The sequence below is a fragment of the Brevibacterium sp. SIMBA_078 genome (genome assembly GCF_046534565.1).
Lineage (GTDB): Bacteria > Actinomycetota > Actinomycetes > Actinomycetales > Brevibacteriaceae > Brevibacterium.
This window is the reverse complement of sequence record NZ_JAWRYQ010000401.1, coordinates 1-253: the sequence shown is the minus strand read 5'-3', so window position 1 is coordinate 253 and position 253 is coordinate 1. Positions and strand designations below refer to the sequence as shown.

General features: G+C 41.5%; 1 protein-coding gene. It reads left to right on the top strand.

Translation table 11 applies throughout. The features are described from left to right. Positions 1–253: peptidase G2 autoproteolytic cleavage domain-containing protein (locus tag SB749_RS20190; protein ID WP_410711878.1), on the top strand; the 253-nt coding region annotated here is incomplete at both ends.

The following is a 253-nucleotide window of genomic DNA, read 5'->3' as shown; positions in this document are numbered from 1 at the left end:
ATGTTACCAGTGCGGGACAAGTAAAAGGAGGCTCAACCTTTTCCGACTATGCTGAGTATTTCGAATCTGCTGATGGTAAGTCAATTCCTTCGGGCTATTTTGTAACCCTCGAAAACGAGAAGATTAAAAAAGCTAATCTAGGAGACCAAGTTCTTGGTGTTATATCCGAGACAGCTGGAATTGTCTTAGGCGAATCAACTTTTAACTGGCAAGGTCGATACGTGAAGAATGAGTTTGGTGGGTTAATATACGA